General features: G+C 45.2%; 7 protein-coding genes. 2 read left to right on the forward strand and 5 right to left on the reverse strand.

Annotation, left to right across the window (positions count from 1 at the left end):
• Positions 1-9: 9 nt before the first annotated feature.
• A complete protein-coding gene (locus RH89_RS09385) occupies positions 10-642 on the forward strand; it encodes a LysE/ArgO family amino acid transporter (RefSeq protein WP_004401345.1) in 633 nt (210 codons plus the stop codon).
• Positions 643-738: 96 nt separating this feature from the next.
• Here the strand turns inward: RH89_RS09385 and mscS are convergent, their stop codons facing one another.
• From mscS to epd, 4 genes are all read right to left on the reverse strand, one after another.
• Complete coding sequence (gene mscS / locus RH89_RS09390) at positions 739-1605, reverse strand: small-conductance mechanosensitive channel MscS (RefSeq protein WP_004401346.1); 867 nt, start codon at positions 1603-1605, stop codon at positions 739-741.
• A gap of 300 nt (positions 1606-1905) precedes the next feature.
• Positions 1906-2982, reverse strand: a complete 1077-nt coding sequence (fbaA, locus tag RH89_RS09395; protein ID WP_004401347.1) for a class II fructose-bisphosphate aldolase — start codon at positions 2980-2982, stop codon at positions 1906-1908.
• A gap of 157 nt (positions 2983-3139) precedes the next feature.
• Positions 3140-4300, reverse strand: a complete 1161-nt coding sequence (locus RH89_RS09400) for a phosphoglycerate kinase (protein ID WP_004401348.1) — start codon at positions 4298-4300, stop codon at positions 3140-3142.
• Between the two features lie 128 nt (positions 4301-4428).
• Complete coding sequence (gene epd / locus RH89_RS09405) at positions 4429-5466, reverse strand: erythrose-4-phosphate dehydrogenase (protein ID WP_004401349.1); 1038 nt, start codon at positions 5464-5466, stop codon at positions 4429-4431.
• A 318-nt stretch (positions 5467-5784) separates the two neighbouring features.
• On the opposite strand from epd, the gene RH89_RS09410 reads away from it, so the two are divergent.
• Entirely contained in the window at positions 5785-6021 is a 237-nt protein-coding gene (locus RH89_RS09410) for a hypothetical protein (protein ID WP_004401350.1), read from the forward strand.
• A gap of 48 nt (positions 6022-6069) precedes the next feature.
• Here RH89_RS09410 and RH89_RS09415 read toward each other — a convergent pair.
• A partial coding sequence (locus RH89_RS09415; RefSeq protein WP_038145398.1) for a transketolase-like TK C-terminal-containing protein occupies positions 6070-6547 on the reverse strand: 478 nt, incomplete at its 5' end.

Raw genomic sequence — 6547 nt, forward strand, 5'->3', positions numbered from 1 at the left:
GGTAAAGCTGTGAACTTCTGGGTGTTATTACAAGGTTTTGGGTTGGGAGCAACGATGATCATTCCTATCGGTGCGCAAAATGCCTACGTACTAAACCAAGGCATTAAACGTAATCATCACCTGACAACAGCGACAATTTGCAGTTTGCTGGATGTCTTTTTTATCTCGCTGGGTATTTTTGGCGGCGGCGCCATTCTGTCACAAAATGAAGTACTGCTGACTTCTGTCACTCTTGGTGGTATCGCTTTCCTGACGATCTATGGTTTGATGTCCCTGAAGAGCGCATTTGCACCTGCTGAGAAAAAAGAATCCACCGCACAAATTACGGCTCGCGGAAAACGTGCTGTCGTTTTAGGCGCGCTGGCGGTAACTGTTTTAAACCCGCACTTGTATCTGGATACGGTTGTAATTCTGGGCTCCATCGGTGGGCAATATGAAGGGCACGACCGCATTGCTTTCGCCATTGGTACTATTCTGGCGTCATTTGCCTGGTTCTACAGTTTATCGATGGGTGCAGCCAAATTGGGACCGACGCTATCAAAGCCTAAGGTGAAAAAAGGCATTGATATTGGCGTCGCGGCTATGATGTTTACCATCGCCTTTATTCTTGCTAAAGGTTTGTGGCAACAATACATGGTTTAACAGCACGCGAATCGCACGCTCTGAAATCAAAAAAGCGCTTAACTTTCGTTAAGCGCTTTTTTAGTTTTCGAGTACCCCTAAAATTGAGTTCGACAATTAGTCGGCTTTGTTTAGGTTTACATCCATTTGTGGGAATGGAATTTCGATGCCAGCTTCATCAAGAGCTTCTTTGATTGCTTGCAGAGAATCGAAGTAAACATTCCAGTAGTCTGCGGTTTTCACCCATGGACGAACCACAAAGTTAACTGAAGAGTCAGCCAGCGCAACCACACCAATAGTCACACCTGGTTCTTTCAGAATACGCTCATCTTTTGCCAGAGTATCAGCAATGATCTCTTTGGTTTTCTTCAGGTCAGAACCGTAAGAAACACCAATAACGTGGTCGATACGACGTGTCTGATGGCGAGAGTAGTTTGTGATTGGACCACCAATAACACCACCATTAGGCACTACAACCATCTTGTTGTCTGGTGTAGTAAGAACGGTTTGGAAAATCTGAATGGAATCAACAGAACCAGATACACCGCCAATTTCAACGTAATCGCCCGATTTGAATGGACGGAACGCCACAATAAGCACACCCGCAGCAAAGTTAGACAATGAGCCCTGAAGTGCAAGACCAACGGCCAAACCAGCCGCACCGATAACAGCAACAACTGAAGCGGTTTGTACGCCAAGGCGACCTAACGCCGCAATAAGAACGATAACGAACAACAGGTAACGAACCAGCGCGTGGATAAACTCCACTACCGCTTTATCCATGTTCTTCTTCTTCATTACCTTAGCAACGCTGTTTGCGATTGCTTTAACAATGATGTTACCGATAAACAGTATCAGAACTGCTGAAAGAATATTCACACCGTACTGAATGATCAGATCCGAGTTATTTGTCAGCCAAGATTCCATTTCACTGACTCCTCCTGCTAAGTTTAAGTTATCAACCACTGATGGTTCGCTTGCCATTCCTATTTACCTCTAGGTTTTATTTTGATTTGTTGTGTTTCATTCCCCGTCAGCTATGAACTGCTAATTTAGGGAACGACGTCTCTGCGACAGAATTTCGACAAAATATCTTACAATTGAACGTATGAAAAGTCATAGTCTCGTTAATATTGAGACAGCAGCTTAAAAATTTGGTCTTTTTAAGAAAGACTTATGCAACCCTACAGATAAACCCTCATCAACTTTAGCTGGCTTTACCAAGATCGCAAGCATAAAAAAACCCGCTCGAAAGCGGGTTTTTGAAGTATGTAAATGGCTATCTTATAGCACGTCTACAGCGTTAAGGTCTTTAAATGCCTGCTCTAGACGAGTAACCATTGAAGTTTGTGCTGCACGTAGCCATACACGTGGGTCGTAGTACTTCTTGTTAGGTGCATCTTCGCCCGTTGGGTTACCGATTTGACCTTGTAGGTAGTCGCGGTTTTCTGCTTCGTACGCGCGGATACCGTCCCAAGTTGCCCACTGAGTATCAGTATCGATGTTCATTTTGATAACACCGTAGCCGATTGACTCTTGGATTTCTTCTTGAGAAGAACCAGAACCACCGTGGAATACGAAGTTTAGAGCGTTTGGAGCAATACCAAACTTCTCTGCACAGTAAGCTTGAGAATCACGTAGGATAGTTGGAGTCAGTACAACGTTACCTGGCTTGTATACACCGTGTACGTTACCGAAAGATGCAGCGATAGTGAAACGTGGGCTGATAGCGTTCAGTTTCTCGTAAGCGTACGCTACGTCTTCTGGAGAAGTGTAAAGCTCAGACGCGTCCATGTGAGAGTTGTCTACGCCGTCTTCTTCACCACCAGTACAACCTAGTTCGATTTCTAGAGTCATGTCTAACTTAGCCATGCGCTCTAGGTACTTAGCAGAGATTTCGATGTTCTCTTCTAGAGACTCTTCAGAAAGGTCAATCATGTGAGAAGAGAATAGAGGCTTACCAGTTTGCTCGTAGAACTCTTCACCAGCGTCCAGTAGACCGTCGATCCATGGAAGCAGTTTCTTAGCAGCGTGGTCAGTGTGTAGGATTACTGGTACACCGTAAGCTTCAGCTACAGCGTGCACGTATTTCGCACCAGCAACAGCACCAAGGATTTGAGCACCTTGACCTTCAAGTTTTACGCCTTTACCAGCGAAGAAAGCAGCACCGCCGTTCGAGAATTGAACGATAACAGGCGCTTTAACTTTAGCTGCTGCTTCTAGTACTGCGTTTACAGAGTCAGTACCAACACAGTTAACCGCTGGAAGTGCAAAGTTGTTTTCTTTAGCAACTTCAAAAACTTTCTGAACGTCATCACCAGTAATAACACCTGGTTTTACGAAGTCGAAGATCTTAGACATGGATGTAATCCTATTTATCTGTCGTTTTAAAAATAAAACTGGGTAAGTTTAAATTCTTGCAAACGTTTGCTCACAACGCGGGGTATTCTAACAGAGAACCATTCGGCATGCAGCAAACAAGAAAGCGGGAGAATGCTCCCCCGCTCTCGATAATTCTTTACTTAGCGCGCTCTTCTAGCATCGCTACTGCAGGCAGAACTTTGCCTTCAACGAACTCAAGGAACGCACCGCCACCTGTAGAGATGTAAGAAACGTCGCCCTTGATACCGAACTTGTCGATAGCAGCTAGTGTGTCACCGCCACCTGCTACAGAGAAACCTGCAGATTCAGCGATTGCTTTAGAGATACCCGCTGTACCCGCTTCGAAGTTCTTAAATTCAAATACGCCAACAGGACCGTTCCAAAGGATGGTTTTCGCGTTACCGATGATTTCAGCAAGAGCAGCTGTTGAGTCAGGACCCAAGTCGAAGATCATGTCGTCATCAGCTACTTCTGAAACTGGCTTGATTTCCGCTTCTGCATTTTCGTCAAACGCTTTTGCACATGCCACGTCAGTCGCAACTGGGATAGAACACTCTTTCATTAGTTTCTGTGCAGTTTCAACCAGGTCTGCTTCGTATAGAGACTTACCTACGTTGTGACCATCAGCTGCGATAAAGGTGTTTGCGATACCGCCACCAACAACAAGTTGGTCTGCAACTTTAGACAGAGACTCAAGAACAGTCAGCTTAGTAGAAACTTTAGAACCGCCAACGATAGCAACCAGAGGACGCTCTGGGTTATCCATCGCTTTACCTAGTGCTTCTAGTTCAGCCGCAAGAAGAGGACCCGCACATGCGATTGGCGCGTTCATGCCAACACCGTGAGTAGACGCTTGTGCACGGTGAGCTGTACCAAATGCATCCATTACGAAGATGTCACAAAGTGCCGCGTATTTCTTAGACAGTTCTTCTTCGTTTTTCTTTTCGCCTTTGTTGAAGCGAACGTTTTCCAGAACAACTAGCTCACCAGTGTTTAGCTCAAGACCGTCAAGGTAATCTTTTGCCAGTTTCACGTCGCAATCTAGTGCGTCGTTCAGGTAGTTAACTACAGGTTGTAGAGAGAACTCTTCAGCGTATTCACCTTCAGTTGGACGACCTAGGTGAGAAGTCACCATTACTTTCGCGCCTGCTTCTAGGCAGTGCTTGATAGTAGGCAGAGAAGCAAGGATACGTGCATCAGAAGTCACTTTGCCTTCTTTTACCGGTACGTTTAGGTCAGCACGGATGAATACACGTTTACCTGCTAGTTCCAGGTCAGTCATCTTGATTACAGACATGATTTGTCCTCTCAACGTTCAATTTATAAAGTCTGAAAGCTCAGCTTCTTGCTAAGCCAATAAATTCTAAAACTGCTTGCATAAATTGGGGCGAATTGCATTTATTTCAAGCCCCAAAATTAAAACTTTTACTGCGTTGTATAGCCCAATTTGTGCATGGTCAACGCCGTATCAAGCATCCTGTTAGCGAAACCCCATTCGTTATCACACCACACCAGCATCTTCACAAGATGTCCGTTGCTCACACGCGTTTGTGAGCCGTCTACAATGGCACTGTGGGAGTCGTGATTAAAGTCGATGGAAACTAACGGCGCCTCAGTATAGTCAACAATGTTGTGTAATGTACACCGAGATGCGTTAATAATGGTTTGATTTACGTCATTAACTTTCACATTCGTATTTATTGTTACACTTAAATCCATTGCGGTGACGTTTACTGTGGGAACACGCACCGAAATTGCTTCAAATTTGTTGGAAAATTTCGGAAATATACGTTCGATTCCCAAATGTAACTTAGTATCGACAGGAATGATAGATTGGCTCGCAGCCCGTGTACGACGTAGGTCCGAGTGGTATGCATCAATGACCTGCTGGTCATTCATAGAAGAGTGAATGGTCGTAATGGTGCCAGAGTCTATACCAAAGGCTTCATCTAACACTTTGATAATTGGAACAATACAATTCGTGGTACAAGAACCATTCGAAACCACATTGTGTTCTGCCACGAGAGATTCGTGGTTCACTCCATAGATAATGGTGTTGTCTAAATCACTTGCACCCGGATGTGAAAACAGCACTTTTTTAGCACCTGCTGCAATGTGCTTCTGGCCATCTTCCTGAGAACCATATACGCCAGTACAGTCAAGCACGACATCGACCTCAAGATCACGCCATGGTAATAAGTTGATGTCTTCCAGGTGTAGGATTCTAATAGAGTCATGTTCACCACTTTCGTGATGAATAAACAGATGCTCTTGATCGTGAGAAACTTTTTTGAAAAACCGACCGTGAGAAGTGTCGTATTGAAGTAGGTGTGCCATGGCTTCAGGCTGAGCCAGTTCATTCACCGCAACCACTTTGATCTGCTGGTTCTTATTGCTTTCATAGACTGCACGCAAAACATTGCGTCCAATTCGACCAAATCCGTTGATCGCGACTTTTAGCATCACCGCTGTCCTCACATAAATTGCGTGGAACAGATAGTAACTGATATTACTAAAACTTCACAAGCTAACTGAGGTTAACCTTTGTCTGAACCTGCTTTCATCGCCCCAAAACCGCACCTGATGCCTTGCTGTGAATGGCACAAATGATAGGATTCAGTTTTGACTTACTTGGAACCTGCAAAGCAACAAGTTAAAAACATGAAGTCACTCGCATCAAATCATCTAACCCTTTGAACATTAGAAACTTATTCTAGTACATTAATCACGTGCAACTTTTGGCGCTTTCTAAAATCATTTTTTCACCAAAAGGACACGCACATGACAGAATGGCCAGCCGAACAGTATTGTGATACCTGTAGGACGACCACCAGCCACAAAGAAATGATGGTACGTAAGCCAAGCCGCTACGATACCGACTACTCTTTATCCGGCAGAATAAAGCTGTTTCTCCATTCATGGATAAACGCAGGCGAGTACCACGATATGAATCGCTACGTCACCTGTAAAGCGTGTAACACCAAATCGCTGGACAATCGCGGAAACGAATTCGAGTGATAAAAAAAACCGAGCCACTGGCTCGGTTTTGTCTTTGAGGCTACTCGGTTAAGCCAGCAGTTCGTTAGCTGTCTCAACCACGTTTTCTACGGTGAAGCCAAACATCTTGAACAGCTCGCCTGCAGGTGCAGATTCACCGAATGTTGTCATACCGATGATGCGACCATCGAAACCTACGTACTTGTACCAGAAGTCAGCGATGCCCGCTTCAACAGCGATACGCGCCGTCACGTCTGATGGCAGTACCGATTCACGGTAAGCTGCGTTTTGCTTGTCGAATGCATCCGTAGAAGGCATAGATACGACGCGTACTTTCTTGCCCGCTTCAGTCAGTTTCGCTGCTGCTTCAACAGTCAGCTCCACTTCTGAACCCGTCGCAATCAGGATAAGCTCAGGCTTGCCATCGCTGTCTTTCAGGATGTAACCGCCTTTCGCAATGTCAGCAACTTGTGCTGCGTCACGCTCTTGCTGGGCAAGGTTCTGACGAGAGAAAATCAGAGACGTAGGGCCGTCTTTGCGCTCAATT

Origin of the sequence: Vibrio nigripulchritudo ATCC 27043, assembly GCF_000222685.1 — a bacterium.
Taxonomy (GTDB): domain Bacteria; phylum Pseudomonadota; class Gammaproteobacteria; order Enterobacterales; family Vibrionaceae; genus Vibrio; species Vibrio nigripulchritudo.

Coding starts and splice junctions, on each gene's coding strand:
- mscS (WP_004401346.1), bottom strand. CDS start 1,605: ATGGCAAGCGAACCATCAGTGGTTGATAACTTAAACTTAGCAGGAGGA.
- fbaA (WP_004401347.1), bottom strand. CDS start 2,982: ATGTCTAAGATCTTCGACTTCGTAAAACCAGGTGTTATTACTGGTGAT.
- RH89_RS09400 (WP_004401348.1), bottom strand. CDS start 4,300: ATGTCTGTAATCAAGATGACTGACCTGGAACTAGCAGGTAAACGTGTA.
- epd (WP_004401349.1), bottom strand. CDS start 5,466: ATGCTAAAAGTCGCGATCAACGGATTTGGTCGAATTGGACGCAATGTT.
- RH89_RS09410 (WP_004401350.1), top strand. CDS start 5,785: ATGACAGAATGGCCAGCCGAACAGTATTGTGATACCTGTAGGACGACC.